Origin of the sequence: Streptomyces typhae (assembly GCF_009755605.1) — a bacterium.
GTDB classification, from domain to species: Bacteria; Actinomycetota; Actinomycetes; order Streptomycetales; family Streptomycetaceae; genus Streptomyces; species Streptomyces typhae.
In genome coordinates this window covers 357,433-383,500 of record NZ_WPNZ01000001.1, presented here as the reverse complement: position 1 = coordinate 383,500, position 26,068 = coordinate 357,433, and the positions used below count along the sequence as shown (strand labels likewise).

Sequence of the window (26,068 nt, the reverse complement as noted above, 5' to 3'; positions counted from 1 at the left end):
GTTTATTTCAGCCCGTTGTCCAGGGCCGTCATCAGCGTCCCCTGCGGGGTGTCGCCGGACATTTCCCAGATCATGCCGCCGAGGAGCCCCTTCGACTTGAGCCAGGTGGTCTTCTTGCCGATCGACCAGGCGTCGTCGAAGCTCCACCACTGGCCGCCGTTTCCGGTGTAGCCGTAAGTGGAGATCGACTGCTCGTCGTGGTGAATGGTCATGTTGGGGACATTCGTGAGCATGTTGTGGTATCCCCTGATTCCGGCCTCCTCGGCGAACTGCCCGGGAGCAGCGCCGTTGGCCGACTGCCACTCACCCTTGGCGCCGCCGTCGGCGACCTCCTTCCAGCCGCGCCCGTAGAACGGGAAGCCGATGGTGAGCTTGCGCGGATTGACGCCCGCGTCCAGATACGTCTTGACGGCGCGCTCGACGCTGAACTCGAAGGAGTACGGGTCCTGGGCGTCGCGGTACAGGTTCGCCTGGTGCCCGGTGCGCTTGGGCTCCCAGGAGTTGTCGCTGCCGGAGCCGTGGAAGTCGTACCCCTGGACGTTGGCGAAGTCCAGGTAGTCGAAGATCTTCTTGATGTCCCACCCGGCCTCGATCTTCGCGGGGTCGGCGGGGGTGAAGGCGGTGAGCAGCTTGTGCCGGCCGCCGGTGGCGTCGAGCTGCTTGCGGAACTCGGCGAGCAGCGCCGTCAGGTTGTCCTTGTCGGCGGGCCCGTAGTGGTTGCCGGGGTGTCCTTCGGACCCGGGCCACTCCCAGTCGATGTCGATGCCGTCGAAGACACCGGCTCCGGTGCCGGGTCCACCCGCGCCACCGGCGACGGGCAGGTCGCCCTTGATCCAGGTGTCGACGCAGGACTTCACGAACTTCTCCCGCGAGGCGGGCGTGGCCGCCGCGTCGGCGAAGAACTTGGAGAACGTCCAGCCGCCGAGCGAGACGACGACCTTCAGGTGCGGGTGCTTGGCCTTGAGCTTCTTGAGCTGGTTGAAGTTGCCGCGCAGCTTGCCCCAGCCGTCGTCCGCGACGCCGTCCACGGACTGGGCGGCGGAGAAGGCCCGCCCGTAGTCGGCCTCGGCGTCACCCGCGCCGGTGCCCTCGTCGGGGTCCTGCGGATTGCCGGAGACGCCCTTGGTCACACCGGCCTGGCAGGTGAAGTTCTTCGGGTCGACGTTCTCGAAGGCGTAGTTGATGACGTCGAGCTTGGCGGCGGCGCCGGAGGTGTCGAGGTTCTTCACGAAGTACTGGCGGCCGTAGATGCCCCACTGCGCGAAGTAGCCCACGGTGAGGTGGTTGCCGGGCCCGGCGGAGTCGTCCGTGGTGACCTGCACGGCGTTCGAGGCGGACGACTCGTTGTCGGCGGTGTCACGCGCCTTCACGGTGAAGGTGTAGGCGGTGGCGGGGGTGAGCCCCTCGACGGTCGCGGTGGTGGTGGAGGCGGGCACGGTCTTGGCGAGGGTGCCGCCGCGGTAGACGTCGTACGCGGCGACGGCGACGTTGTCCGTGGACTTCTCCCAGGACAGCGAAGCCGAGACCTGTGTCTTGCCGGTGGCGCGCAGATTGCCGGGCGCACTCGGCGGTGTCGGGTCGGTCGAGGGGTCGACGGTGGTCGCGGTGACCGCGGGGCTCAGGGGGCTGGTGTTGCCGCGCCGGTCCTTGGCGCGGACGGTGAAGGTGTAGCGGGTGGCGGGGGTCAGGTCGGCGACGGTGGCGCTGTTGGTCGCGGAGGAGGCGACCACGCTGTCACCGCTGAGGACCTCGTACGTGGTCACGGGGTAGTCGCCCGCGCCGGCCGGGGGCCAGGTCAGGGAGATGGTGCGGGACGTGGTGGTGGTGACGGTCGGGGCGCCGGGCGCGGACGGCGGCTTGTCCGGGGTGCCGTCGCACTTGTCGCCGTTGATCGTGCATCCGGTGGGCGTGCCGATCGGGCCGTTGCCGGTGAAGAAGTAGCTGTACGGCTCGGTCGTGCCGTTCGCCGGGACACGCCCGTTGTAGTACGCGTTCTTCACGGTGACGTGCCGCCCGGAGACGGTGGCCTCGCCGTGGGTGTGCCCGCTGACGGAGACGCCTGCGGGCAGGTCGAACTCCAGCGTCCAGCCGGACGCCGCGGCGGAGCCGCTGTTGCGGACGACGTACTTGCCCTGCCAGGACGAGCCGCTGCCCTCGGTGCTGAACGTCGCGGTGAGGGTGCCCGCGGCCGGGGCCGCGCTGGCGGTCAGGGCGGTGAGCAGGGAGGCCGGCAGCAGCAGGGCCGCGAACAGGACGGCGGTCCGGCCGCGCAGGGCTTTGGCGGCTCTTCGTAAGAGTCCTGGTGTTTTCCTGGTTCCTCTTCCGGTTCGGGTCATGACTCTCCTGGGGTGAGAGATCTTCATTAGGCGTACATGACAACTCTCGACCGTACTAGGTCTGGACCAATCCCCATACCCCCGCTGCGCGCGGCCCCGCCCGGGACGTCAGGCAGAATCGGCCCCATGACGAGCGACCCGCAGCCCACACCGCCGGAGCAGGGCCCGGCGGACTCCGTGCCCGAGGACCCGGCTCACCGGGACGCCGCGCGCCAGGACGCCAAGCCGCCGGTGGACCCGGCGTACAAGGACCGCGTGCACCGGTCACCCGCGGCCATCGCCGGTGGAGTGCTGCTGCTCGCGATCGGCGTCTGGCTCGGTGTCGACGCGCTGATCAGGGGCGAGGGGAACACGCCGTGGATCGCGCTCGCGGGACTGCTCTTCGCGGTGCCGCTGGTCGTCGCCTACACCGTGCGGCCCGCGGTGTTCTCCAACGAGGACCGGCTGCGCGTCCGCAACCCGTTCCGGACGATCGTCCTGCCGTGGGGCGCGATCTCCGGCCTGCGCTCCGGGTACTCGAACGAGGTCTTCACGCAGGACGGCACCAAGTTCCAGCTCTGGGCCATCCCCGTGTCCCTGCGGGGCCGCAAGAAGGCCGCGCGGCGGCACGCCCAGCAGGTGGCGTCGGACGACCCCGTGGCGAGCCGCGTCCGCCCCGGCGCCCCGGGCGCGACCCCGCCGAACACCCGGGACGCGGGCGACCAGGCGATGGACGACCTGCGCGAGATCGCCGAGCGGCGCGAGCACGCCGAGGCCGCACAGGGCGAACCCGTGGTGCGCTGGGCGTACGAGATCCTGGGGCCGTGCGCGGCGGGCGCGGTGCTGCTCGCGGTGCTGATCGCGGTGGGCTGAGGGCTCGGGGCGGCTCCGGAGGCGCCCCAGGGGACCCGGAGGCGCCCCAGTGCCAGGGGCCTCAGGGCGGCCCCAGCCACACCAGCAGCATGTGCCCCCCGAACGCGGCCGAGGCGAGGGCCGCGGCCGTGAGCACGGTGGCGGCCGCGCGCACCCGGACCCGGGCGAGGGCGAGCGCCACCGGCAGCAGCAGCGGGAAGGCGGGCAGCAGGAAGCGGGCGCGCGGGAAGTAGACGCCGCTGGAACCGAGCACGATCGCGACCATCAGCCCGGAGAAGACCAGCAGCGGCAGCGGCTGACCCCCTCCGGCCAGGGAGAGCACGTACAGCACGAGGGCGCCGATGAGCACGGCCGTCACCATCACCAGGAACAGCTGTGGGCGCTCCACCAGGAACAGCTTCTTCATCCAGCGCAGGGTGCCGATGCCGCCGTCCCACTCGTTGTGCCACAGCCTCTGCACGGCGAAGTAGCCGTCCCAGCGGCCGAGGCGCGCCCCCACCCAGCTCACGTACGCGAGCCAGCCGAGGGGCGCGAGGACCGCTCCGGCCAGGGCGCGCGCGGCGAAGCGGCGGCGCAGCGCGAGGAGCGCGGCCACCGACACGGCGGCGGCGACGGCCACCCCCGTCGGGCGGGTCAGGCCCGCCAGCGCCGCGAGGGCTCCGGCCCACACCCAGCGGCCCGTGAGGACCGCGTACAGGGACCACGCGGCGAGCGCCGTGAACAGCGACTCCGTGTAGCCCATCCACTGCACCAGGGCGACCGGCAGACATGCCCACGACGTCACCAGGAGCACGCCCACGCGCCGCCCGTGCAGCCGGTCGCCGACCTTGAAGATCCCCCACGCGGCGAGGAACGAGGAGACGAGGGAGACCGCGAGGCCGACCGCGCCGCGCGGCGCCCACGGCAGGAGCGCGTCGCCCGCCCGCAGCAGGAGCGGGAAGAGCGGGAAGAACGCCAGGTTGTTGCGGTCGTAGGCGCGGCCGAGCGTGTCCGCGTAGCCGTGCGCGGCGATCCGCAGGTACCAGTCGCAGTCCCAGGACTCCGCGAGCAGGTGCCACAGCTCGCGGTGCTCGCGATGGGCCCAGACCGCGAGGACGACCAGACCGAGGGCGCGCACGGCGCCGTACGCGAGGAGCGCGGGCGCCGCGTGCCGCAGCGCCGCGGCGAGACGCCGGTGCGCGGCCGCGAGGGGCGCGCTCCCGGGGGAGCGGCGGGACGCGGGGACGCGGGACGGCGCGGGGGCCGCGGGGGGCGAGAGGTCGGCTTGGGGTCCGTACGGCACTTCTGCTCCCGGTACGAGAAGGTGCGCTACCGGTCGACCCTTCCTGAGGGACCGGCAGCGCACCGGGGAGCAGCGTCAGTTGTCGCGGCGGAACCACCCGTTCGGATGATGGCCGCCCGGAGTCCGGGCTCAGATGCCCGCGGCCTCCGCGAGGTCCCGCTTCAGGGCGGCGAGCAGCTCCGCTGCCTTCTCGCGGGCCTGCGGCAGCCCGTCGCGCCCGGTCACCGGGACCACGACCTCCAGGTAGCACTTGAGCTTCGGCTCGGTGCCGCTGGGGCGCACGATGACGCGGGCGCCGTCGAGCGTGTACCGCAGGCCGTCCGTGGGCGGCAGCGTCGCGGTGCCCTCGGTGAGGTCCTCGGCGGATGTCACGGCGAGACCGGCGAGCCGCTCCGGCGTCCGCTCGCGCAGACGGCGCATCGCGGCGGCGATCAGGGACAGGTCCCGCACGCGGACCGAGAGCTGGTCGGTGGCGTGCAGGCCGTGCTCCACGGCGAGGTCGTCGAGCAGGTCGAGCAGGGTGCGGCCCTCCTCCTTCAGCTCGGAGGCCAGCTCCGTGATCAGCAGGGCCGCCGTGATGCCGTCCTTGTCGCGTACGCCCTCGGGGTCGACGCAGTAGCCGAGCGCCTCCTCGTAGCCGTACCGCAGGCCCTCGACGCGGGCGATCCACTTGAAGCCCGTCAGCGTCTCCTCGTGGCCGAGGCCCGCCTTCTCGGCGATGCGGCCGAGCAGCGACGAGGACACGATCGACTCGGCGAAGGTGCGCGGCCCGTCCGCGGCGACACCGCGGCGCACCAGGTGCGCGGCGAGCAGCGCGCCCACCTCGTCGCCGCGCAGCATCCGCCAGTCGCCGTCGCCCACCGGGACGGCCGCCGCGCAGCGGTCCGCGTCCGGGTCGTTGGCGATCACCAGGTCCGGGCGCGCCGCGCGGGCCGCGGCGAACGCCAGGTCCATGGCGCCCGGCTCCTCCGGATTGGGGAAGGCGACCGTCGGGAAGTCCGGGTCGGGCTCCGCCTGCTCCGCGACCAGCACCGGCTCGGGGAAACCGGCCCGCGCGAAGGCCGCGAGGAGGGTGTCCTTGCCGACGCCGTGCATGGCCGTGTAGACGGTGCGGGCGCCGCGCGGGGAGCCGGGGGCCAGGACGGCGTCCGTACGGGCCAGATAGGCCTCCAGGACGTCCTCGCCGAGGGTTTCCCAGCCGCTCTCGGGGCGCGGTACGTCGTGCAGGCTCCGCACCGCGGCGATCTCGGCGGCGATCTCCGCGTCGGCGGGCGGCACGATCTGCGAGCCGTCGCCCAGGTACACCTTGTAGCCGTTGTCGCGCGGCGGGTTGTGGCTGGCGGTGACCTCGACACCCGCGACCGCGCCCAGGTGCCGTATGGCGAAGGCGAGGACGGGGGTCGGCAGGGGGCGGGGAAGGACGGCGGCGCGCAGGCCCGCGCCGGTCATCACGGCGGCGGTGTCCCGGGCGAAGTCGGCCGACCTGTACCGCGCGTCGTAGCCGATCACCACGAGGGCGTCGGGGCCGTGGCCCTTCGCCTTGAGGTACGCGGCCAGGCCCGCCGCCGCGCGGACGACCACGGAGCGGTTCATCCGCATGGGGCCCGCGCCCAGTTCGCCGCGCAGGCCCGCGGTGCCGAACTGGAGGGTGCCCGCGAACCGGGCCGCCAGGTCGTCGGCCGCCGCGGAGTCGCCCGGCGCGGCGGCGATCAGCTTGGCCAGTTCCTCGCGGGTCTCCCGGTCCGGGTCCTCGTCGAGCCAGGCCTGCGCCCGCGTGATGAGTTCTCCGTGGTCCTGCACGTGTGGTCAGCCTCTCCGTGAGCTTTTTCCGTCAGCTTCCCCGACCCTGCGGGCGGCGGATCAGATGCGGCCGAGTACCTGGCCGAGGAGCTCACCCATCCGGGTGGCGGAGTCGCGGCCCGCCTGGAGGACCTCCTCGTGGTTGAGGGGCTCGCCCGTCATGCCCGCGGCGAGGTTGGTCACCAGGGAGATGCCGAGGACCTCGGCGCCCGCCTCGCGGGCCGCGATGGCCTCCAGGACCGTCGACATGCCGACCAGGTCCGCACCGATGGTGCGGGCCATGCGGATCTCCGCCGGGGTCTCGTAGTGTGGGCCGGGGAACTGGGCGTACACGCCCTCTTCGAGGGTGGGGTCGATCTCCTTGCACAGCGCGCGCAGCCGCGGCGAGTACAGGTCGGTCAGGTCCACGAAGTTCGCGCCGACGATCGGGGAGGTCGCCGTCAGGTTCAGGTGGTCGCTGATCAGCACCGGCTGGCCGGGGCGCATGCCCTCGCGCAGGCCGCCGCAGCCGTTGGTCAGGACGACCGTCTTGCAGCCCGCGGCGACGGCGGTGCGGACGCCGTGGGCGACGGCGGCGACGCCGCGGCCCTCGTAGTAGTGCGTGCGGCCCAGGAACACCAGGGCGCGCTTCTCACCGACCTTGAAGGAGCGGATGCGGCCGCCGTGGCCCTCGACCGCCGGCGGCGGGAAGCCGGGCAGCTCGGTGACCGGGAACTCGGCCTCGGGGGCGCCGAGGGCGTCCACGGCCGGTGCCCAGCCGGAGCCCATCACGAGGGCGACGTCGTGGGTCTCTGCGCCGGTCAGCTCGCGCAGGCGTGCGGCGGCGGCGTCGGCGGCGGCGTAGGGGTCGCCCTGGATGTCTTCCGGGATAACTGAAGCGTTCACGCCGACGAGGGTAGCCGGTTCGGCCCTACGCGCGTAGATGACGATGCTCACGGGATCGCGATCGTTGCCTTGTCGTTTCCCACGAGGGGTGGGCGGCTGTGCCCTCGCGGGTGCGCCCCAGTCCCGCCCCTTCTCCGTAACCAGGGGCGCTGCGCCCCCTGGACCCCAGCTCTTGTCGGCGCTGCGCGCCTCGTCCTCAATCGCCGGACGGGCTGAGAACGGCAGCGTTTCAGCCTGTCCGGCGTTTGAGGACGAGCGCGCCGGCGCGATGAAAGGGCGGGCGGGTGGGGAAGGAAGCCCGTCCGGCGATTGAGGACCCGAGCGCGGAGCGCGAAGGCGCCCACCCGCCCCCCGGGGGAAAGGGCAAGTCAGTCCGGGGCCTGCTGTCAGCAGGGGCGTTTGCGGAGGCTCATGACGTAGTCGTGGGGGGCACCGGCCGAGTCGGCGGCGTCGGCGATCTCCCCGAGGTAGCGGGCGGACGGCAACCCGCCCTCGTACCCGTTGAGGACGTACACCCAGGCGGGCTCCTCACCCTCAAGGGTGTGCACCCGCACCCGCATCCGCCGGTAGATGTCGAGCCCGACCCCCTCCCACCGGTCCATGGAGTCCTCGTCCATCGGCGCGATGTCGTAGAGCGCGACGAACACCTGCGACCGCGGCGCCTCGACGATGGTCGCGAGCGCGCCTTCCCAGCCCATGTGCTCGCCCCCGAACGTCAGTCGCCAGTCGTTGAGCCAGCCGGTCGCGCGCAGCGGCGAGTGCGGGGCGCGGCGCGTCATCAGCCGCGCGTCGAGATTGCCGGCGTACGCGGCGTAGAGCGACATGGGTCCGAGGGTACGGCAGCCCGGAGCCCCCCTCCCGCCGCACCGGTCACCGTGGTGGCGGCGACGGCGGCGGGAGGGCGGCCGGGGAAGCGCTCACCGCAATGGCCGCCGCCGGACAGGCCCCGGGGGTACGGGCCGCTCGGCCGTGCGGGACAATGGAGTACGTGACTCGGATCGTGATCATTGGTGGCGGACCCGGCGGATATGAGGCGGCCCTGGTGGCCGCCCAGCTCGGCGCGGAGGTGACCGTCGTCGACTGCGACGGTCTGGGCGGGGCGTCGGTGCTCACCGACTGCGTACCGTCGAAGACTCTGATCGCGACGGCCGAGGTGATGACGACCTTCGACTCCTCGTACGAGGAGCTGGGCATCATCGTCGAGGACGACACCCCGCACATCGACCAGGCGGCCCGGGTCGTGGGCGTCGATCTCGGCAAGGTCAACCGGCGCGTCAAGCGGCTCGCGCTCGCGCAGTCGCACGACATCACCGCCTCCGTCACGCGCGCCGGCGCCCGCGTCCTGCGCGGCCGGGGCCGTCTGGAGGGCCAGCAGGCCATGGACGGGTCGCGGACCGTCGTCGTGCGCGCCGCCGACGGGACCGAGGAGCGGCTCACCGCCGACGCCGTCCTGATCGCCACCGGCGGCCACCCGCGCGAGCTGCCCGACGCCCAGCCCGACGGCGAGCGCATCCTCAACTGGACGCAGGTGTACGACCTCGACGAGCTGCCCGAGGAGCTCATCGTGGTCGGCTCGGGCGTCACGGGTGCCGAGTTCGCCGGTGCCTACCAGGCGCTCGGCTCGCGGGTCACGCTCGTGTCGTCCCGTGACCGGGTGCTCCCGGGGGAGGACCCGGACGCCGCCGCCGTCCTGGAGGACGTCTTCCGGCGCCGCGGCATGAACGTGATGGGGCGGACGCGTGCCGCCTCCGCCAAGCGCGTGGGCGACCGCGTCGAGGTCACCCTCGCCGACGGCCGGGTCATCTCGGGCTCGCACTGCCTGATAGCCGTCGGCGCCATCCCCAACAGCGAGGGGATGGGCCTGGAGGAGGCCGGGGTCAAGGTCAAGGACTCCGGGCACATCTGGACCGACCGGGTCTCCAGGACCTCCGCCCCCGGGGTGTACGCCGCCGGTGACGTCACCGGCATCTTCGCCCTCGCGTCGGTCGCCGCCATGCAGGGCCGCATCGCGATGTACCACTTCCTGGGCGACGCGGTCACCCCGCTGAACCTGAAGACCGTCTCGTCGAACGTCTTCACCGACCCCGAGATCGCGACCGTCGGCTACAGCCAGGCCGACGTCGACGCCGGCAAGATCGACGCCCGGGTCGTCAAGCTCCCGCTGCTCCGCAACCCCCGCGCGAAGATGCAGGGCATCCGGGACGGCTTCGTCAAGATCTTCTGCCGTCCGGGTACGGGGATCGTGGTCGGCGGTGTGGTCGTGGCGCCGCGCGCGTCGGAACTGATCCACCCGATCTCGATCGCGGTCGACAACAATCTGACGGTCGAACAGATCGCCAATGCCTTCACCGTGTACCCGTCGCTTTCGGGCTCGATCGCCGAAGTCGCGCGGCAGCTGCACACCCGGAAGGCCGCGGGCGAGGCCTGATCCCTCCGCCCCCGCCGGGCGCCCGCCGGGCGGCATTCGCGCCGGTCCGGGCGGCCGGGGCGGACGCGGCCGACTCCACGCAGGTCACAGCCCGTTGTCGCGCATTCGCCCGGCATAGGCGGGGAGACTACCCCCTATACCACTTCCACCCCTACCGAGCGAACAACTTCTGTAATTCGGCGCAAACTGCTGAAAGCAGACGGTCGTTGGGGTTACTGTCAGTTTCGTGTTCGCTGCAGAACGTCGCCAATTGATCCTCGAAATGGTGCGGGCCAACGGAGCGGTGTCGCTCCGTGAGCTCGCCCGCGTCGTCCAGACCTCCGAAGTGACCGTACGGCGGGACGTGCGCGCGCTGGAGGCAGAAGGACTCCTCGACCGCCGGCATGGCGGTGCGGTATTGCCGGGCGGATTCACGCGGGAGTCCGGCTTTCCGCAGAAATCACATCTCGCGTCCGCCGAGAAGACGGCCATCGCCGATCTCGCGGCGGGTCTCGTCGAAGAGGGCGAAGCCATCGTCGTCGGGGCGGGGACCACCACGCAGGAGCTGGCCCGCCGGCTCGCGCGGGTGCCCGGCCTCACCGTGGTCACCAACTCCCTCCTGGTGGCCCAGGCGCTCGCCCACGCCAACCGGGTGGAAGTCGTCATGACCGGCGGCACCCTGCGCGGGTCCAACTACGCCCTGGTGGGCAGCGGGGCCGAACAGTCCCTGCAAGGGCTCAGAGTGTCGCGGGCGTTCCTGTCGGGCAGCGGCCTGACCGCCGAGCGCGGCCTCTCCACCTCCAACATGCTGTCGGCCAGCGTCGATCGTGCGCTGGTGCAGGCCGCCGCGGAGGTGGTGGTCCTCGCCGACCACACCAAGCTCGGTACCGACACGATGTTCCAGACCGTGCCGACGGACGTCATCACCCGGCTCGTCACGGACGAGCCACCGGTGCACGACGACCGCGCGGCCACCGAGTTGCAGGCCCTGGCGGACCAGGGCGTGCAGATCGCGGTCGCCGGGGCGTCGGCGGGCCCCGGCCAGGCCCCCGGGGTTGACTCCGTCCCGGCGGGCCGACAGCAACGCAGGGACGTGCCGCTGCCCGGCCAACGGCGGGGGCACGGGGGCCACGGTGCGGGGCCGGGCGCGGGGCCGCAGCTGCGGAGTGCTTCTGTCCTCGGGGAGCAGTCGCCGGGGGAGCGGGCCGCCAGGGTGGCGGACCTGCGTCGGCGTTAGCCGGCTTCTACCTGGCCCCTGGGCCCTGGGGTGGAGAATCCCTTGGGCCCCTGGGGCTCGGCGCAGGGAGGGGGCCTGCGGGGCCGACGTCTTGTCGCGCTGCGCGCTCGTCCTCAAACGCCGGACGGGCTGATAATCCCGCGCGCTCGTGCTCAGGCGTCGGACGGGCTGGTGATCCCGTGCGCTCGTCCTCAAACGCCGGACGGGCTGATAATCCCGCGCGCTCGTGGTCAGGCGTCGGACGGGCTGATGATCCTGTGCGCTCGTGCTCAGGCGTCGGACGGGCTGGTGATCCCGTGCGCTCGTCCTCAAACGCCGGACGGGCTGATAATCCCGCGCGCTTGTGCTCAGGCGTCGGACGGGCTGGTGATCCTGTGCCCGGTGGGGACAGTCCTGCGTCGGTGGGCGGGGTGTCAGGGCTCAGGTCGAGGCTGCTCGTTCCGGCTTGAGGCCTCGTAGGGTCAGCGTCAGGAGGCGGTCCGCCAGTTCCGGGTCGTCGGGGGACTCCTCTGCGGCCAGGGCGATCGCGTTCGTGAGCTGGAGCAGGTCGTCGATGGAGACGCCCTCCCTGATCGCGCCCGACTCCTGGGCGCGGGCCAGGAGCCCGGTGCCCGCCTCGTGCATCGGGCGGCTGCACCGCGCCAGCGCGGAGCTGTCGTCCCTGGACGCCGACATCAGGGCCCGCGCGAGACCGCGGTACTCACCCGCGTGGGTGATGATGGCGCGGAGCCACTCCACCAGCGCCGCGCAGGGCTGCGGCGCGTCGAGGAGGGCGTTCGACCGCGTGAGCAGGTCGCACACCGCGTCCTCGAAGACCGCGCTCAGCAGGGCGTGGCGGGTGGGGAAGTGGCGGTACAGCGTGCCGATGCCGACGCCCGCGCGGCGGGCCACGTCCTCCAGGGACGTGTCCGTGCCGTGTTCGGCGAACGCGGCACGGGCCTCGCTCAGGAGCCGCTGGTGGTTGCGGCGGGCGTCGGCACGCATGTCTCGTCTCCTCGCGGGGCGCCCCGGACCCCGCTCCGCAAGCGCCGGAGGGGCTGATCGATTCAGCCCGCCCGGCGTTCGCGGACGAGGCGCGGAGCGCCGACAAGCGGGGGTCTGGTGGACGCGGCCCCCAGTCAGTCCTTGATCTCGCAGATTACTGCGCCCGACGTCAAGGAGGCGCCGACTTCGGCGAGGAGGCCCTTGACCGTGCCGGAGCGGTGCGCGTTCAGGGGCTGCTCCATCTTCATGGCCTCCAGGACCACGATCAGGTCGCCCTCCGCGACCTCCTGGCCCTCCTCGACCGCGACCTTGACGATCGTGCCCTGCATCGGCGAGGCGAGCGTGTCGCCGGACGCCGCGGGGCCGGACTTCTTCGCGGCCCGCCGCTTCGGCTTGGCACCGGCCGCGAGGCCCGTACGGGCGAGCGACATGCCGAGCGACGACGGCAGCGACACCTCAAGGCGCTTGCCGCCGACCTCGACGACCACCGTCTCGCGGCCCGTCTCGTCCTCGGCCTCGGTGTCCGTGGCCGCGGCGAAGGCCGGGATGTCGTTGACGAACTCGGTCTCGATCCAGCGCGTGTGCACCGTGAACGGGTCCGTGGAACCCGTCAGTTCGGGGGCGAACGCCGGGTCGGCGACGACCTTGCGGTGGAAGGGGATGGCGGTCGCCATGCCCTCGACCTCGAACTCGGCCAGGGCGCGCGCGGCACGCTGCAGGGCCTGCTGCCGGGTGGCGCCGGTGACGATGAGCTTCGCGAGCAGCGAGTCCCACGCCGGGCCGATGACCGAGCCGGACTCGACGCCCGCGTCCAGGCGCACGCCCGGACCCGTCGGCGCCGCGAACGACGTCACCGTGCCGGGCGCGGGCAGGAAGTTGCGGCCCGGGTCCTCGCCGTTGATGCGGAACTCGAAGGAGTGGCCGCGCAACTCGGGGTCGCCGTAGCCCAGTTCCTCGCCGTCGGCGATACGGAACATCTCCCGGACCAGGTCGATCCCCGCGACCTCCTCGGTGACCGGGTGCTCCACCTGGAGGCGGGTGTTGACCTCCAGGAAGGAGATCGTGCCGTCCACGCCCACCAGGAACTCCACGGTGCCCGCGCCGACGTAGCCCGCCTCGCGCAGGATCGCCTTGGACGCGCGGTACAGCTCGGCGATCTGCTCCTCGGAGAGGAACGGCGCCGGGGCCTCCTCGACGAGCTTCTGGTGGCGGCGCTGCAAGGAGCAGTCACGGGTGGAGACGACCACCACGTTGCCGTGGGTGTCGGCCAGGCACTGGGTCTCCACGTGCCGCGGCTTGTCCAGGTAGCGCTCCACGAAGCACTCGCCGCGGCCGAAGGCCGCGACGGCCTCGCGCACCGCCGAGTCGTACAGCTCCGGCACCTCTTCGAGGGTGCGGGCCACCTTCAGACCGCGGCCGCCACCGCCGAACGCCGCCTTGATCGCGATCGGCAGGCCGTTCTCCTCGGCGAACGCCACCACCTCGTCGGCGCCCGCGACCGGGTCCGGCGTGCCCGCGACCAGCGGGGCGCCCGCGCGCTGCGCGATGTGCCGCGCCGCGACCTTGTCGCCGAGGTCCCGGATCGCCTGCGGCGGCGGGCCGATCCAGATCAGGCCCGCGTCCAGGACCGCCTGGGCGAACTCCGCGTTCTCGGAGAGAAAGCCGTAACCGGGGTGGACCGCGTCCGCCCCGGAGTCCTTGGCGGCGGTGAGCACCTTCGCCATGTCGAGATAACTGGTCGCCGGAGTGTCACCACCAAGGGCGAACGCCTCGTCCGCGGCCCGCACATGCAGTGCGTCCCGGTCGGGTTCCGCGTAAACGGCAACGCTCGCGATCCCGGCATCCCGGCACGCTCGGGCGACCCGGACAGCGATTTCGCCACGGTTGGCGATGAGCACCTTGCGCACGATGGCTCCCTCCTTGAAACAAGCCGAGTTTAGGGACTGCCGACACGACCCCACGACCCGTCCCCAGTGGTGAGCTTGCCCACACGGAGCGTGATCCGAGGTCAGCTCGATCCCCGAAATCCCTTGTCGCACCGTGGTACGCAGGGCCCTTCCCCCGCAGCCTAGCCCGGTGGTGTGGCCAAGGTCTCTGTGAGGCCGTGCTGCGGCGGACGGTCATTCTTTGTGGAGTCCCTACGAATGGCCCAATGATTCTTTGCCTTGGGTGCGGCCCTTGTCCCTGGGTTTACCCGTTAGTAGTGTCCGGATGTCTCGTACGTACTAGGGGTAACAGCTGCCGGTAGAGAGTGGGTGGACGCCGTGGCGCGCAGGCCGGTGGCGTGGCTGGGCGCGGTCGCGCTCTGGGCGGAGGCGGTCGGTGTCGCGCTCCTCAACTGGTTCCTCGGCCTCGTCGTCGACGAGCAGGACATGTCCCTCGCCGGGCTCGACCCGCACGCGATGACCGTCTCCACCTGGATCGCGGGCGGCGTCTTCGGGCTCTATCTCGCGCTGTGCGGCCTGATCCTCGCCCGCACCGCCGTCCGCGACCGCGGGCCCGGCAGTGTCGGGAAGACCGTGCTCATCAGCGCCGCCGTCGTGCACGGGCTGCTCGGGGCCTTCGCCGTCGGCCTCGTCGGCTGGCTCGCCTTCGTCCTCATGATGGCCGTGCTCGGCCTGATCGTGCTCACGCTCGTCGCGTACGACCGTGCCTTCAGGCCGGGTCCGGCGCCCACAAGTCCGTGATGTTCACGTCCAGTTCGGCCAGGAGGCGGCGCAGCAGCGGCAGCGAGAGGCCGATCACGTTGCCGTGGTCGCCCTCGATGCCCTCGATGAACGGCGCCGAGCGGCCGTCCAGCGTGAACGCGCCCGCCACGTGCAGGGGTTCACCGCTCGCCACGTACGCGGCGACCTCCGCGTCGGACGGCTCCCCGAAGCGCACCACGGTCGACGCCGTAGCCGACACATGGCGGCCCGCGGCCGTGTCGTAGACGCAGTGGCCCGTCTGGAGTACGCCCGCGCGTCCGCGCATGTCCTTCCAGCGGGCCGTGGCCTCCTCGGCGTCCGCGGGCTTGCCGAGCGCCCGGCCGTCCAGTTCGAGCACGGAGTCGCAGCCGACGACCAGGGCGCCCTGCGTGTCCGCCCGCGCGGCCACCACCGACGCCTTCGCCTCCGCCAGGGCCTTCGCCAGCTCCGCGGGGGTCGGCGCGGTCACCGCGTCCTCGTCGACGCCGCTGACGATCACCTCCGGCGCGAGGCCCGCCTGCCTGAGCAGGCCGAGGCGGGCGGGGGACTGGGACGCCAGGACGAGACGGCGGGGGGTGGTGCGGCCGGAGTGATCGCTCATGCGGTCAGCCTAGCGACCGGGCCGCGGCAACCTGAGTACGCGTACTCAGGCGCCGGGCCGGGCGCCGCCGCACCATCAAGGACATGCTGTGGTCCGACCCGGAGAACGACCCGCCCAAAGACATGCAGGACATGCAGGCGAAGATGCGCCGCGCGGGGGTGCTGCTCGCCCTCGCGATGGTGGTGGCCATGTTCGTCCTGGGGCTGATCTGAGAGCGCCCGCCGGACTGCTCCGGAACTGAGCGCGCCCGCCTGACGGCCCGGGAACTGAGATCCAGTCGCCGGGCTGTCTCACGCCGGCCAGTACGTGCGCCCCCACGCCGCCGGGCCCGGTGCGGGCAGCCGCTCGCGGGCCACGCGCGCCGGGTCCGACCAGGCGGCCGGGGCCCGGCCCGCGCCGGACGGCGCGTTCGCCGCCGCCGCGGCGCGGGCCTGGACCACCGCCAGGGCGGCTGCCAGCTCCTCGGGGGTCGGGTTGCCTCGTACGACCTTGATCACGGGTGCGTTCCTCCGAGGGGTGGGTGCGGTGCCGGGGGCCGGGTCGTGGGCGGGGGACTACAGCGGGATGTTGCCGTGCTTCTTCGGAGGCAGCGATTCCCGCTTCGTCCGCAGTTGACGCAGGCCCCGCACCAGGTGCGAGCGTGTCTGTGACGGCAGGATCACCGCGTCGACATAGCCCCGCTCCGCCGCCGTGTACGGGTTCAGGAGCGCGTCCTCGTACTCCTGGATCAGCCGGGACCTGGTGTTCTCCTGCTCCTCCTGCTCCCCGGCCGCCGCGATCGTCCGGCGGTGCAGGATGTTCACCGCGCCCTGCGCCCCCATCACCGCGATCTGCGCCGTCGGCCACGCCAGGTTCAGGTCGGCGCCCAGGTGCTTGGAGCCCATCACGTCGTACGCCCCGCCGAACGCCTTCCGCGTGATCACCGTGATCAGCGGGACGGTCGCCTCCGCGTACGCGTAGATCAGCTTCGCGCCCCTGCGGATGATGCCCGTGTGCTCCTGGTCCACGCCCGGCAGGAAGCCCGGCACGTCCACGAACGTGATCACCGGTACGTTGAACGCGTCGCACGTCCGCACGAAGCGTGCCGCCTTCTCGGACGCGTCGATGTCCAGGCAGCCCGCGAACTGCATCGGCTGGTTCGCCACCAGGCCCACCGGGTGGCCCTCCACCCGCCCGAAGCCCGTGATGATGTTCGGCGCGAACAGCGGCTGCGTCTCGAAGAACTCCGCGTCGTCCAGGACGTGTTCCAGGACCGTGTGCATGTCGTACGGCTGGTTCGCGCTGTCCGGGACCAGCGTGTCCAGGGCCAGGTCCTCGGGGGTCGGCTCCAGGTCCGCCTCCTCGGGGAACGCCGGGGGCTCGCTCAGGTTGTTCGACGGGAGGTAGGACAGCAGCGACTTGACGTACTCGATGGCGTCCTTCTCGTCGCCCGCCATGTGGTGCGCCACGCCCGACGTGGAGTTGTGCGTGCGCGCGCCGCCCAGCTCCTCGAAGCCGACATCCTCGCCCGTCACCGTCTTGATCACGTCCGGGCCCGTGATGAACATGTGCGACGTCCGGTCCACCATGACCGTGAAGTCCGTGATCGCGGGGGAGTAGACCGCTCCGCCGGCGCACGGGCCGACCACCAGGCTGATCTGGGGGATCACACCGGAGGCATGCGTGTTGCGGCGGAAGATCTCGCCGTACATCCCGAGCGCCATCACGCCCTCCTGGATGCGCGCGCCGCCCGAGTCGTTGATGCCGATCACCGGACAGCCCGTCTTCAGCGCGAAGTCCATCACCTTCACGATCTTCTGGCCGAAGACTTCGCCGAGGGCTCCGCCGAACACGGTGAAGTCCTGCGAGAACACCGCCACCGGGCGGCCGTCCACGGTGCCGTAGCCCGTCACCACGCCGTCTCCGTACGGGCGGTTCTCCTCCAGGCCGAAGCTCGTGGAGCGGTGCCGCGCGAATTCGTCGAGCTCCACGAAGGAGCCCTCGTCCAGGAGCAGTTCCACGCGCTCCCGCGCGGTCAGCTTGCCCTTCGCGTGCTGCTTCTCCACCGCCCTCGCGGAACCCGCGTGCTTCGCTTCCTCGATACGGTGGCGGAGATCCGCCAGCTTGCCCGCGGTCGTGTGGATGTCGAACTTCTCGCGGGGCGGCGCGGACTGCTCGTTGGGCACTTGCGGCTCGGACATCGGGTCGCGGCTCCCTGCCTGCTCAGAGGGGACGGTGACGGCTCTCGACTGCTGGCTACCGACTCGTAGGGTATCGGCGCGGATACGGCTGTGCAGTGCGGCGTTTACCACACCTAGGGTGGCTTGCATGACGCCGTCCCATGACTCAAGCAATGACCCAGGCCGCGACTCGGGCCGTGGCGCGGACCCTGGCTCGGATCGTGGCTCGGGCCCCGGCTCCGGCCGTGGTCCGGTCGGGGGCACGCCTTCGTCGGGCCGGTGGTCCGACCTCGGCCGCCCGCCTCTCGACGCCCATGCCCTGCGCCGTGCCCTCGTCCGCGACGGCGGACTGTGGACCTCTCTCGATGTCGTACCCACCACCGGGTCCACCAACAGCGACCTCGCCGCCCGAGCGGACGAGCTCCCCGAGGGGGCGGTCCTCGTCGCCGAGGAGCAGAGCGCCGCTCGTGGGCGGCTCGACCGGCGGTGGAGCGCGCCCGCGCGCTCGGGCCTCTTCTTCTCCGTCCTGCTGAAGCCCGACGACGTGCCCGTCGAGCGGTGGGGGTGGCTGCCGCTGCTCACCGGTGTCGCCGTCGCCGCCGGGATCTCCCGCACCGCGGGGGTCGACACCGCCCTGAAGTGGCCCAACGACCTGCTCGTCACCGTCGGCGGCGAGGAGCGCAAGGCCGGGGGCATCCTCGCCGAGCGGGCCGGGTCCGTGGGCGGCGGGGGTGTCGTCGTCGGCATCGGCGTCAACGTCACGCTGCGCGCGGAGGAGCTGCCGGTGCCAGGGGCGGGGTCGCTCGCCCTGGCCGGGGCCGTGCACACGGACCGGGATCCGGTGCTGCGGGCCGTGCTGCGGGAGCTGGAGCGGTGGTACGGGGAGTGGCGGGCCGCCGGGGGGGACCCGGGGGCCGCGCGCCTTCAGGAGGCCTACGCGGCGGGGTGCGCGACGCTCGGGCGGGTGGTGCGGGCGGAGCTGCCCGGGGGGCGGGACGTGGTGGGGGAGGCGGTGGCCGTGGACGGGGACGGGCGGCTTGTCCTCGCCACGGAGGACGGGGTGCGGGAGCCCGTCGGGGCGGGGGACGTGGTCCATCTCAGGCCTGCCTCCGGGGCCTGAGGGTCTCCCCCCTCACGGCTCCCGCCAGCGCTCACCGCTTCCCCCTGGTGGCAAGGGCGCGAGCCCAGGCGTGCGGAAGGGGAAGCGCGGCGTCAGGGTGGGGTGACGGAGTGTGCGGTGGAGTCGGGAGTGAGGTGCGGCACACCTGCCGTAAAGTTGGCGCCGGTCGATATCTGACCGCGGCAGATCGGAAGGGCAGCAGGCGTGACCGTCGACGACACCGGCTCCGGCCAGGGCACACCCCCGGGCCCCGACGGTGACCCCCGCCCGGCGGCAGCCCCCACCCCGGCGTCCGAGAAGCCCGATGACCCCGACCTCGACGGCGGTGACGAGGACGGGGCCGGCAAGGACCCCCTCGCCCTGCGCCTCGAACAGCTCATCCTCGGCGCCGACCGCCGCTACACCCCCTTCCAGGCGGCCCGGAGCGCAGGCGTCTCCATGGAACTCGCCTCCCGCTTCTGGCGAGCCATGGGCTTCCCTGACATCGGCCAGGCCAAGGCCCTCACCGAGGCCGACGTCCTGGCCCTGCGGCGGCTCGCGGGCCTCGTCGAGGCGGGGCTCCTGAGCGAGGCCATGGCCGTCCAGGTGGCCCGGTCCACGGGACAGACCACCGCCCGCCTCGCCGAGTGGCAGATCGACTCCTTCCTGGAGGGCCTCACCGAGCCCCCGGAACCGGGCATGACCCGTACCGAAGTCACGTATCCGCTGATCGAGCTGCTGCTGCCCGAACTGGAGGAGTTCCTCGTGTATGTGTGGCGGCGTCAGCTCGCCGCCGCCACCGGGCGCGTCGTCCAGGCCGCCGACGACGAGGAGATGGTCGACCGGCGCCTCGCCGTCGGCTTCGCCGACCTCGTCGGCTTCACCCGGCTCACCCGGCGGATGGAGGAGGAGGAGCTCGGCGAGCTCGTCGAGGCCTTCGAGACCACTGCCGCCGACCTCGTCGCCGCGCGCGGCGGGCGTCTCATCAAGACCCTCGGTGACGAAGTCCTCTACGCCGCCGACGACGCCGGCACCGCCGCCGAGATCGCCCTGCGCCTCATCGAGACCATGGCCAACGACGAGACCATGCCCGAGCTGCGCGTCGGCATCGCCTTCGGCACCGTCACCACACGGATGGGCGATGTCTTCGGCACCACCGTGAACCTCGCGTCCCGGCTCACCTCGATAGCTCCGCGTGACGCCGTCCTCGTCGACGGGGCCCTCGCCGAGGAGCTGGTGCGCACCGGCGACGCCCCCGCCTCCGAGACCGAGGCCGCCGCCCTCGCCGAGAAGGCAGAGAAGGCGGGCGAGGAACCGCCCGCGTACCGCTTCGCCCTGCAACCCATGTGGCAGCGGCCCGTGCGCGGGCTCGGCATCGTCGAGCCCTGGCTGCTCGCCCGCCGGGGCTGAGCCGCCGGGTACCCAACGGGCGCGGCGGCTGACATGATCCCCGGGTAACGGTCGTTAACCGGAGGTGGAGGGGTCATGGGCGAGCAGCGCTTCGGGGAGTTCGTGGAGGTGCGGCGGCACGGGCACGTGGCCGAGCTCGCGCTCGACCGGCCCAAGGCCATGAACGCCGTCTCCAGCGGCATGGCCCGGTCCATCCGGGACGCTTGCCTGGCGCTGTCCGGAGACCAGAGCGTGCGGGTCGTCGTCGTCAGCTCCACCCATGAGCGCGCCTTCTGCGTGGGGGCCGATCTGAAGGAGCGGAACTCACTCAGTGACGCCGAACTGGTGCGGCAGCGGCCCATTGCCCGTGGTGCCTACACGGGAATTCTCGAACTGCCCGTGCCCACCATCGCCGCCGTGCACGGGTTCGCCCTGGGAGGCGGGTTCGAGATCGCGCTGTCCTGCGATGTGATCGTCGCCGATCCCACCGCCGTGGTCGGGCTGCCCGAGGTGTCCGTCGGGGTCATTCCCGGTGGCGGCGGTACGCAGCTGCTGCCGCGGCGCGTCGGTGCCGCACGCGCCGCCGAACTCGTCTTCTCCGCCCGGCGCGTGGAAGCCGCCGAGGCCAGGGAACTCGGGCTCGTCGACATCGTCGCGGGCGTCGGCGAGGACCGCGACGAAGCCCTCGCTCTCGCCGCCCGTATCGCCGCGAACTCCCCCGTCGGCCTCCGCGCCGCCAAGCGCGCCCTGCGGCTCGGGCACGGGCTCGACCTGGCCGCGGGACTGGAGGTCGAGGACGCCGCCTGGCGCTCCGTCGCCTTCTCCGGGGACCGCGCCGAGGGCGTCGCCGCCTTCAACGAGAAGCGGAAGCCGGAGTGGCCCGGCGAGTAGCCCCCTGGAGGCCGCTGTGCTGGGGCGCCGGGAGAGCCATCGTGTGAAATGTCCGTAACCTGGAGCAATGGGTGAGGACGTTCGACTGCGTGCGGTCGTGGCCCTGGCACAGGGCATGGCCGCCGCGCACACTCCGCGTGAGTCCTGGCGGGCCGCTGCCCAGGGCGCGATGATCGCCCTCGGCGGCAGCTTCGCCGCGCTGTCGGTGTGGGAGCGCGAGCGCGGTCGTCTGCGCGTGCTCGTCAACGCCGGTGAACGTACGCCCGGCGAGGAGGAGTTCCCCGACGGCGAGGCCTATCCCGTGCACCAGTTCCCCGAGATCACCGAGTTCCTGCACGAACGCTGGGCCGGGGGCGGGGAGCCGCATGCCTGGGTGGAGACCGCCGACGGGGACGGTGGCGGGGCCGGTGGGCACGGTGCCGGGTACTGCCATCAGCGCGTTGCCGCCCTGCGGCGGCGCGGGCGCGGCAGCTGCGTCGTCGCGCCGATCGTGCTGCACGGGCGGGCCTGGGGCGAGCTGTATGTGGCGCGGGCCGCGGGGGCGCCCGCCTTCGAGCGCGGCGACGCAGACTTCGCCTCCGTCCTCGCCTCCGTCGTCGCCGCCGGGATCGCCCAGACCGAACGCCTGGAGGAGGCCCGCCGCCTCGCCTTCACCGACTCCCTGACCGGGCTCGCCAACCGGCGCGCGGTGGACCTGCGGCTCGACGAGGCCGTGGAGCGGCACCGGGCCGATGGCGCCGTCGTGAGCCTCGTCGTGTGTGACCTGAACGGGCTCAAGCACGTCAACGACACCCGCGGGCACGCCGTCGGCGACCGGCTCCTCGAGCGCTTCGGGTCGGTGCTCTCGCTGTGCGGCGCGATGCTGCCGGGCGCCCTCGCCGCGCGCCTCGGCGGGGACGAGTTCTGTCTGCTCTCGGTGGGGCCCACCGCCGACGAGGTGGTCCGGGTCGCCGACGAAGTGTGTGTACGGGCGGACGAGTTGGAGCTCGGTGACGGGGTCGCCTGCGGCGTCGCGTCCACCGGCGACCCCATCGGGGCCGTGCGCAGCGCCCGGCGCCTGTTCCGGCTCGCGGACGCCGCCCAGTACCGGGCGAAGGCCGCGCGCGCCGGGAAGCCGGTGGTCGCCGGGCGTGCGGGCGTCGGCGGCGATGATCCGGTCGTCCGGCTCGCCGACTCCGTACGGCCGCCGGGGGCGGGGGAGCGGCGCCGGTTCCGGGGGCGGTAGGGCGCCTCTGCCGGAGGTCGGGCGGAAGCCCCCGTGCCGTCCCGCGGTCACGCGTGGGAAGGGGAGGCGGTCACGTGTGGGAGGGGGAGGCGGTCACGCGTGGGAGGGGAGGGGGTAAGGGGCGGAGCGGGAACGGACTCGTGACACGGCGGGATTCAGTGCGTACGCTCCTGAATATGGATATGCAGACCGTGGTCCTTGGAACCACCGGCACGACCGCAGCGGACGTCGTGGCCGTGGCCCGCAGCAACGCGCGGGTCGTCATCGGCGAGGACGCCGTCGCCGCCCTCGCCGCGGCCCGCGAGATCGTGGACGCGCTCGCCGCCAAGCCGGATCCCGTCTACGGCGTCAGCACCGGCTTCGGCGCGCTCGCCACCCGGCACATCGGCCCGGAGCTCCGCGCCCAGTTGCAGCGGAACATCGTCCGCTCGCACGCGGCGGGCATGGGGCCCCGCGTCGAGCGCGAGGTCGTGCGCGCGCTGATGTTCCTGCGTCTGAAGACCGTCTGCTCCGGGCACACCGGGGTGCGGCCCGAGGTCGCGCGGACCATGGCCGACGTCCTGAACGCCGGGATCACCCCGGTCGTCCACGAGTACGGCTCGCTGGGCTGCTCCGGCGACCTCGCCCCGCTCAGCCACTGCGCCCTGACGCTGATGGGCGAGGGCGAGGCCGAGGGCCCGGACGGCACCGTGCGGGCCGCCGGCGCGCTGCTCGCCGAGCACGGCATCACGCCCGTCGAGCTGCGTGAGAAGGAGGGCCTCGCGCTGCTCAACGGCACCGACGGCATGCTCGGCATGCTGATCATGGCCCTCGCGGACCTGGACGTCCTCTACAAGTCCGCGGACGTCACCGCAGCCCTGAGCCTGGAGGCGCTGCTCGGCACCGCCAAGGTCCTCGCCCCCGAGCTGCACGCCATCCGCCCGCACCCGGGCCAGGCCGCGTCCGCCGCCAACATGGCCGCCGTCCTCGCCGGTTCGGGTCTGACGGGGCACCACCAGGACGACGCGCCGCGGGTGCAGGACGCCTACTCGGTGCGCTGCGCCCCGCAGGTCGCGGGCGCGGGCCGGGACACCCTCGCGCACGCCCGTACGGTCGCCGAGCGCGAGCTGGCCGCCGCCGTCGACAACCCCGTCGTCCTGCCGGACGGCCGCGTGGAGTCCAACGGCAACTTCCACGGCGCCCCGGTGGCGTACGTGCTCGACTTCCTCGCCGTCGCCGCCGCCGACCTCGGGTCGATCGCGGAGCGCCGCACCGACCGGCTCCTGGACAAGAACCGCTCGCACGGCCTGCCGCCGTTCCTCGCGGACGACGCGGGCGTCGACTCGGGCCTGATGATCGCCCAGTACACACAGGCCGCCCTGGTCAGCGAGCTGAAGCGGCTCGCCGTACCGGCGTCGGCCGACTCCATCCCCTCCTCCGCCATGCAGGAGGACCACGTCTCCATGGGCTGGTCCGCCGCGCGCAAGCTGCGCACCGCGGTGGCGAACCTGCGCCGGGTCATCGCCGTCGAGCTGTACGCCGCGACCCGCGCCGTCGAGCTGCGCGAGGGGCTCACGCCCGCGCCCGCGAGCCGCGCCGTCGTCGAGGCCGTCCGCAAGGCCGGTGTCGAGGGGCCGGGGCCCGACCGCTTCCTGGCGCCCGACCTCGCGGCGGCCGACGCCTTCGTGGGCGAGGGGCGGCTCGTCGCGGCCGTCGAGGCGGTGACCGGGCCGCTGGCCTGATCGACCGCCGTCGCCGCGCGCGTCACGGGGCCGGTGCGGCGCTCAGAGCGCTTCCGCGCGCTCTCTGCGTACCGAATACAGCACGAACCCCGCACCGAGGCCCAGGAACGCCGTGCCCCCGGCCACGTACGGAGTCGTGTCGATGCTGCCGGTGTCGGCCAGGTGGCCTTCGTGGGCTGTTTCGTACGGTGCTTCGCGGGCCGTCTCGTACGGCGCTTCGCGAGGTGTTACGGCCGCGGATCCGGCCGAGTGTCGTGCGGTGTCGCCGGAGGTGGCCGGCGTCGCTGTCGCTTTCGCGGAGGGGACGAACCACAGGGCGATGAGCAGAGCTCCCGCCAGGCCTGCGGTCAACAGCGGTCGACGTGCGATCACGGGAAGTGGATCCCCCTTGTGGTGCTGGCGAATTGGCCGTCCGGGGCGATGCTAGTGAAAGGCGCGGGTCGCGGGAAAGCCGTGCCCCTGCCTGGCCTTACGCTCCGGCCTATGAGTACGTACGAGACATCACGCTTTGTGCGACTGCGCGTCGAATTGGTGGTCCAGGTCGACGGGTCCGAGGACCTGCGCGGGACCGCGCTCGGGCGCATCGCCCAGGACACCCATATGCCCGCGGCCGAGCGGGAGCATGCGGAGGCCGCCGTGAAGGAGGACGACGCGGAGGCGCTCGCCTACCTCGTGGACCCCGTCGACCTGATCGGCGAGGTGCCCGGAGTGGAGCTCACCCAGGCCTCCTGGAGCAGCGAAGTGATCGACTACGACCCCGATTCGCCGGATTGGGACCCGGACGAGCATGATGGCGCCGAGGACGACGACGAAGAGCCGTAGGACCTGTCCGACGGGTCGGCGCACCGCGGCCCGGGAAGCCTTCTCCACCTCAGGAGCCCCGGGCGGCAGCCGCCGCCCGGGGCTCCGTCGTCCCCCCGGTGCAGGGCGGTCCCGGCCGCAGCGGTCGACGTGTTGTTCCCCACATCCGCGGCGGAAATGGAACGGGACGCACCGGGCAAGGCGTTAGGCGGGGTTGCGGGGGGACCCGCGGGGTCTTGGGGATTCGGCGACGATGGAGAAGCGAGTAATGACGGACAGCAAGCGGCGCAGGGGTCTGACGGCCGTGTCCGCCCTGGTCGGCGGGGTGCTGGTGCTCTCTGCCTGTAGCGACGACGGCGGCGGCGACAAGAGCGGCGGCGGCAAGGAGTCGCAGAGCCAGGTCGACGAGGCGGCGGCGAAGAAGACATCCGAGGCCAAGATCAGGATTGCGCCGGAGAACGGCTCCGACAACGCGAGCATCAACAGTGACGCCAAGGTCACGGTGAGCGAGGGCACGCTCGCCGACGTGACCATGAAGGCCGACGGCGGTGCGGCGGTCGAGGGCCGGATATCGGCGGACCGGAAGACCTGGAAGCCCAGCAAGCAGCTGGAGCGCGCCACCACCTACAAGATCTCCGTGACGGCGAAGGACTCCGAGGGCCGCAAGGCGCACGAGAACTCGTCCTTCACGACCGTCTCGAAGGCCAACAGCTTCATCGGCAGCTTCACGCCCGAGGACGGCTCCACCGTCGGCGTGGGCATGCCCGTGTCGATCAACTTCGACAAGGCCATCACGGACAAGAAGGCCGTGCAGTCGGGTGTCGAGGTGTCCTCCACCGGCGGCCAGAAGATCGTGGGGCACTGGTTCGGCAACCAGCGCCTGGACTTCCGCCCCCAGGACTACTGGAAGGAGAACTCCACGGTCACGCTGAAGCTGTCCCTGGACGGCGTCGAGGGCGCCGACGGGGTGTACGGCGTACAGCAGAAGACCGTCACGTTCAAGATCGGCCGCAACCAGGTCTCGGTCGTGGACGCCAAGACCAAGCAGATGAAGATCATGCGGGACGGCAAGGTCGTCAAGACCATCCCGATCTCCGCGGGCTCGCCGGACAACAAGACGTACAACGGCAAGATGGTGATCTCCGAGAAGTTCAAGGAGACCCGCATGAACGGCGCCACCGTCGGCTTCACGGACAGCGACGGCAAGGGCGAGTACGACATCAAGGACGTACCGCACGCCATGCGCCTGTCCAGCTCCGGCACCTTCATCCACGGCAACTACTGGGGCGCCTCGTCCATCTTCGGCAGCGCGAACACCAGTCACGGCTGCATCGGCCTGCGCGACGCCAAGGGCGCGGGCGACAAGTCGACGCCGGGCTCCTGGTTCTTCGAGAACTCGATCACCGGTGACGTCGTGGACGTCCGCAACACCGGAGACAAGGTCGTGGCCCCGGACAACGGTCTCAACGGCTGGAACATGAGCTGGTCGCAGTGGACGGCGGGTTCCGCCGTCTGACGGGAACCGACCCCTCCGGGCCTCTGGCCTGCGGCATCGGCACGCGAAGGCGGCCCGCACCCGAGCAGGGTGCGGGCCGCCTTCGCAGGTGCGGACCGCGGTGGGCGGGAATCCGCTTTGTTGCGGGGCCATGTTGAACCGGCCAACAACTGCAACTAATCACTTCTGCCTCTTAGTTGAGCAGATATCGTCCCCC

At 72.3% G+C, this 26,068-nt stretch carries 23 protein-coding genes; 12 read left to right on the top strand and 11 right to left on the bottom strand.

What is annotated here, in order from left to right:
• Positions 1 to 2: 2 nt before the first annotated feature.
• Complete coding sequence (locus GPA10_RS01640; protein ID WP_157163890.1) at positions 3 to 2,336, bottom strand: glycosyl hydrolase family 18 protein; 2,334 nt, start codon at positions 2,334 to 2,336, stop codon at positions 3 to 5.
• A gap of 126 nt (positions 2,337 to 2,462) precedes the next feature.
• Between GPA10_RS01640 and GPA10_RS01635 the strand changes: the two genes are divergently transcribed.
• Positions 2,463 to 3,188 (top strand): PH domain-containing protein, encoded by a 726-nt coding sequence (locus GPA10_RS01635; RefSeq protein WP_157163889.1) that lies wholly within the window; start codon positions 2,463 to 2,465, stop codon positions 3,186 to 3,188.
• A gap of 61 nt (positions 3,189 to 3,249) precedes the next feature.
• On the opposite strand, the gene GPA10_RS01630 is transcribed toward GPA10_RS01635, so the two are convergent.
• The 4 genes from GPA10_RS01630 to GPA10_RS01615 form a co-directional block, all read right to left on the bottom strand.
• Complete coding sequence (locus GPA10_RS01630) at positions 3,250 to 4,470, bottom strand: hypothetical protein (RefSeq protein ID WP_343040179.1); 1,221 nt, start codon at positions 4,468 to 4,470, stop codon at positions 3,250 to 3,252.
• A gap of 129 nt (positions 4,471 to 4,599) precedes the next feature.
• Entirely contained in the window at positions 4,600 to 6,270 is a 1,671-nt protein-coding gene (locus GPA10_RS01625) for a phospho-sugar mutase (RefSeq protein ID WP_343040177.1), read from the bottom strand.
• A gap of 60 nt (positions 6,271 to 6,330) precedes the next feature.
• Positions 6,331 to 7,155: a purine-nucleoside phosphorylase gene (locus GPA10_RS01620; RefSeq protein WP_058848372.1), complete on the bottom strand. Its 825-nt coding sequence runs from the start codon at positions 7,153 to 7,155 to the stop codon at positions 6,331 to 6,333.
• A gap of 386 nt (positions 7,156 to 7,541) precedes the next feature.
• Positions 7,542 to 7,979: a gamma-glutamylcyclotransferase family protein gene (locus GPA10_RS01615; RefSeq protein WP_058848295.1), complete on the bottom strand. Its 438-nt coding sequence runs from the start codon at positions 7,977 to 7,979 to the stop codon at positions 7,542 to 7,544.
• Between the two features lie 155 nt (positions 7,980 to 8,134).
• On the opposite strand from GPA10_RS01615, the gene GPA10_RS01610 reads away from it, so the two are divergent.
• Both GPA10_RS01610 and GPA10_RS01605 read left to right on the top strand, forming a co-directional pair.
• Positions 8,135 to 9,583, top strand: a complete 1,449-nt coding sequence (locus tag GPA10_RS01610) for an NAD(P)H-quinone dehydrogenase (protein WP_157163888.1) — start codon at positions 8,135 to 8,137, stop codon at positions 9,581 to 9,583.
• A gap of 226 nt (positions 9,584 to 9,809) precedes the next feature.
• A complete protein-coding gene (locus GPA10_RS01605) occupies positions 9,810 to 10,799 on the top strand; it encodes a DeoR family transcriptional regulator (protein ID WP_079086388.1) in 990 nt (329 codons plus the stop codon).
• A gap of 420 nt (positions 10,800 to 11,219) precedes the next feature.
• Here GPA10_RS01605 and GPA10_RS01600 read toward each other — a convergent pair whose 3' ends face one another.
• Together GPA10_RS01600 and GPA10_RS01595 are read right to left on the bottom strand one after the other, a co-directional pair.
• Positions 11,220 to 11,783, bottom strand: a complete 564-nt coding sequence (locus GPA10_RS01600; protein WP_058848298.1) for a TetR/AcrR family transcriptional regulator — start codon at positions 11,781 to 11,783, stop codon at positions 11,220 to 11,222.
• Between the two features lie 134 nt (positions 11,784 to 11,917).
• Positions 11,918 to 13,690 carry an acetyl/propionyl/methylcrotonyl-CoA carboxylase subunit alpha gene (locus GPA10_RS01595; protein WP_343040174.1) on the bottom strand — a complete coding sequence of 591 codons (1,773 nt, stop codon included), beginning with the start codon at positions 13,688 to 13,690 and terminating at the stop codon, positions 11,918 to 11,920.
• 357 nt (positions 13,691 to 14,047) lie between these two features.
• On the opposite strand from GPA10_RS01595, the gene GPA10_RS01590 reads away from it, so the two are divergent.
• Positions 14,048 to 14,470, top strand: a complete 423-nt coding sequence (locus tag GPA10_RS01590) for a hypothetical protein (RefSeq protein ID WP_343040278.1) — start codon at positions 14,048 to 14,050, stop codon at positions 14,468 to 14,470.
• Here GPA10_RS01590 and GPA10_RS01585 read toward each other — a convergent pair.
• Positions 14,439 to 15,071 (bottom strand): nucleoside triphosphate pyrophosphatase, encoded by a 633-nt coding sequence (locus GPA10_RS01585; protein ID WP_157163887.1) that lies wholly within the window; start codon positions 15,069 to 15,071, stop codon positions 14,439 to 14,441. The genes GPA10_RS01590 and GPA10_RS01585 overlap by 32 nt on opposite strands.
• Before the next feature lie 83 nt (positions 15,072 to 15,154).
• Here GPA10_RS01585 and mmpB point away from each other — a divergent pair, with 83 nt between their 5' ends.
• Positions 15,155 to 15,283 (top strand): morphogenic membrane protein MmpB, encoded by a 129-nt coding sequence (gene mmpB / locus GPA10_RS43290; RefSeq protein ID WP_281364639.1) that lies wholly within the window; start codon positions 15,155 to 15,157, stop codon positions 15,281 to 15,283.
• 78 nt (positions 15,284 to 15,361) lie between these two features.
• On the opposite strand, the gene GPA10_RS01580 is transcribed toward mmpB, so the two are convergent.
• Together GPA10_RS01580 and GPA10_RS01575 are read right to left on the bottom strand one after the other, a co-directional pair.
• Entirely contained in the window at positions 15,362 to 15,568 is a 207-nt protein-coding gene (locus GPA10_RS01580; RefSeq protein ID WP_343040173.1) for an acyl-CoA carboxylase epsilon subunit, read from the bottom strand.
• A gap of 57 nt (positions 15,569 to 15,625) precedes the next feature.
• Complete coding sequence (locus GPA10_RS01575) at positions 15,626 to 17,251, bottom strand: acyl-CoA carboxylase subunit beta (RefSeq protein ID WP_157163886.1); 1,626 nt, start codon at positions 17,249 to 17,251, stop codon at positions 15,626 to 15,628.
• A 127-nt stretch (positions 17,252 to 17,378) separates the two neighbouring features.
• Between GPA10_RS01575 and GPA10_RS01570 the strand changes: the two genes are divergently transcribed.
• The 5 genes from GPA10_RS01570 (at position 17,379) to hutH (ending at position 23,555) form a co-directional block, all read left to right on the top strand.
• Positions 17,379 to 18,350: a biotin--[acetyl-CoA-carboxylase] ligase gene (locus tag GPA10_RS01570; protein ID WP_058848304.1), complete on the top strand. Its 972-nt coding sequence runs from the start codon at positions 17,379 to 17,381 to the stop codon at positions 18,348 to 18,350.
• Between the two features lie 204 nt (positions 18,351 to 18,554).
• Positions 18,555 to 19,739, top strand: coding sequence for an adenylate/guanylate cyclase domain-containing protein (locus GPA10_RS01565; protein ID WP_058848305.1), 1,185 nt, complete (start codon positions 18,555 to 18,557; stop codon positions 19,737 to 19,739).
• 75 nt (positions 19,740 to 19,814) lie between these two features.
• A complete protein-coding gene (locus GPA10_RS01560) occupies positions 19,815 to 20,609 on the top strand; it encodes an enoyl-CoA hydratase/isomerase family protein (RefSeq protein WP_157163885.1) in 795 nt (264 codons plus the stop codon).
• A gap of 67 nt (positions 20,610 to 20,676) precedes the next feature.
• Positions 20,677 to 21,834, top strand: coding sequence for a GGDEF domain-containing protein (locus GPA10_RS01555; protein ID WP_157163884.1), 1,158 nt, complete (start codon positions 20,677 to 20,679; stop codon positions 21,832 to 21,834).
• A gap of 182 nt (positions 21,835 to 22,016) precedes the next feature.
• On the top strand, positions 22,017 to 23,555 hold the full coding sequence (gene hutH / locus GPA10_RS01550) for a histidine ammonia-lyase (protein WP_157164174.1): 1,539 nt from the start codon (positions 22,017 to 22,019) through the stop codon (positions 23,553 to 23,555).
• Between the two features lie 42 nt (positions 23,556 to 23,597).
• On the opposite strand, the gene GPA10_RS01545 is transcribed toward hutH, so the two are convergent.
• Positions 23,598 to 23,927: an LPXTG cell wall anchor domain-containing protein gene (locus GPA10_RS01545; protein ID WP_079086389.1), complete on the bottom strand. Its 330-nt coding sequence runs from the start codon at positions 23,925 to 23,927 to the stop codon at positions 23,598 to 23,600.
• 111 nt (positions 23,928 to 24,038) lie between these two features.
• On the opposite strand from GPA10_RS01545, the gene GPA10_RS01540 reads away from it, so the two are divergent.
• Both GPA10_RS01540 and GPA10_RS01535 read left to right on the top strand, forming a co-directional pair.
• Complete coding sequence (locus tag GPA10_RS01540) at positions 24,039 to 24,377, top strand: hypothetical protein (RefSeq protein ID WP_157163883.1); 339 nt, start codon at positions 24,039 to 24,041, stop codon at positions 24,375 to 24,377.
• Between the two features lie 247 nt (positions 24,378 to 24,624).
• The gene (locus GPA10_RS01535) at positions 24,625 to 25,872 is read left to right on the top strand and encodes a L,D-transpeptidase (protein WP_157163882.1); all 1,248 of its coding nucleotides are present in this window, start codon (positions 24,625 to 24,627) and stop codon (positions 25,870 to 25,872) included.
• Positions 25,873 to 26,068 lie beyond the last annotated feature (196 nt).

Coding starts and splice junctions, on each gene's coding strand:
- GPA10_RS01640 (WP_157163890.1), bottom strand. CDS start 2,336: ATGACCCGAACCGGAAGAGGAACCAGGAAAACACCAGGACTCTTACGA.
- GPA10_RS01635 (WP_157163889.1), top strand. CDS start 2,463: ATGACGAGCGACCCGCAGCCCACACCGCCGGAGCAGGGCCCGGCGGAC.
- GPA10_RS01615 (WP_058848295.1), bottom strand. CDS start 7,979: ATGTCGCTCTACGCCGCGTACGCCGGCAATCTCGACGCGCGGCTGATG.
- GPA10_RS01610 (WP_157163888.1), top strand. CDS start 8,135: ATGGAGTACGTGACTCGGATCGTGATCATTGGTGGCGGACCCGGCGGA.
- GPA10_RS01600 (WP_058848298.1), bottom strand. CDS start 11,783: ATGCGTGCCGACGCCCGCCGCAACCACCAGCGGCTCCTGAGCGAGGCC.
- GPA10_RS01585 (WP_157163887.1), bottom strand. CDS start 15,071: ATGAGCGATCACTCCGGCCGCACCACCCCCCGCCGTCTCGTCCTGGCG.
- mmpB (WP_281364639.1), top strand. CDS start 15,155: ATGCTGTGGTCCGACCCGGAGAACGACCCGCCCAAAGACATGCAGGAC.
- GPA10_RS01575 (WP_157163886.1), bottom strand. CDS start 17,251: ATGTCCGAGCCGCAAGTGCCCAACGAGCAGTCCGCGCCGCCCCGCGAG.
- GPA10_RS01570 (WP_058848304.1), top strand. CDS start 17,379: ATGACGCCGTCCCATGACTCAAGCAATGACCCAGGCCGCGACTCGGGC.
- GPA10_RS01560 (WP_157163885.1), top strand. CDS start 19,815: ATGGGCGAGCAGCGCTTCGGGGAGTTCGTGGAGGTGCGGCGGCACGGG.
- GPA10_RS01555 (WP_157163884.1), top strand. CDS start 20,677: ATGGGTGAGGACGTTCGACTGCGTGCGGTCGTGGCCCTGGCACAGGGC.
- hutH (WP_157164174.1), top strand. CDS start 22,017: ATGCAGACCGTGGTCCTTGGAACCACCGGCACGACCGCAGCGGACGTC.
- GPA10_RS01540 (WP_157163883.1), top strand. CDS start 24,039: ATGAGTACGTACGAGACATCACGCTTTGTGCGACTGCGCGTCGAATTG.
- GPA10_RS01535 (WP_157163882.1), top strand. CDS start 24,625: ATGACGGACAGCAAGCGGCGCAGGGGTCTGACGGCCGTGTCCGCCCTG.